The organism is Veillonella sp. VA142 (genome assembly GCF_003992135.1).
Taxonomy (GTDB): Bacteria; Bacillota; Negativicutes; order Veillonellales; family Veillonellaceae; genus F0422.
Map to the genome: position 1 here is coordinate 1 of NZ_RQVN01000057.1, position 973 is coordinate 973.

Consider the following 973-nt stretch of genomic DNA (forward strand, 5'->3'; position numbering starts at 1 on the left):
AATCCCAACTCGACCATTCACATATAAGAAACGACCTGTTTCCGTCTTTGAATACACCGAGATGTATTTCGGATTGTTTTTGAAGAAATAAAATTCTCCATATCCACTTTTCACCTTGAATCCTAGTTTGGGCTCTAACAATGCGTTACCATTGTGGAATTTTAGCACCTTAATTTGTCCATTGATTTCAATTCTTTCATATAAAAAGTTAATATCTGTAGAATTGTAATCTTTGTTTGGGAATTGAGTTTTAAACTGTTTTTCAATAGCCGTAACATACATACCATGGTTTGATAGGTCGTAAATATCGTAGTCATTGTTGTCTATGAGTTTTGTAATCGTAACACTACCGTTTGTTTCTTCTTTCATTTCTACAGTAACATTATCGTGCTTTTCAAGTTCTTTTAAATACACTGTAAAAAACTCAACATCTACTACATCCGTATCTTTAAATACATAGTATTTACACTCAGTAGGGTCAACTACAGTAAACTCATTATTAGTAATTACCTCTGTTGATTCCTCACCTTTGGTATACACAACTTTTAGCTTATATCCACTTTTGATAGAATAATCATCTAGTTTAATCGTTACTGTAGTATGCCCATCCTTTAATAATGCAAATACTCTGCCCTTAAATTCTGTAGTAGGATTAAGCACTCTTACATTGTTTTTGACAAAATCAACAAATAATTGGAAGTTCGATTCGTTGATTTCTTTAAATGGAATCGTTTGCTTATCTCCGATGGCTTTCACGATTGCTTTTGACAATAAAGAACTTTTAAACTCCTCGTTAACCTCTGATTTTCTAACAGCACTTGCAACTCCATCTAGTAGTGCTAATGCTTTATCGACATCTTCCTTGCTTGCTGTTTGTTCTCGTAAAGCCTTAATGTCTGTGCCGATTGTTGTTGCCAGCTGTTTAATCTCTTCAATAATTCCCATATGCCACCTCTTAACCGTTTACTGCTGT

1 protein-coding gene is annotated in these 973 nt (G+C 33.9%); it reads right to left on the minus strand.

The window, feature by feature from the left end; genetic code table 11:
* Window positions 1-945, minus strand: a 945-nt coding sequence (locus tag EO117_RS09065; protein ID WP_164727569.1) for a hypothetical protein, incomplete at its 3' end; no start/stop codon positions are given.
* Between the last annotated feature and the right edge of the window lie 28 nt (window positions 946-973).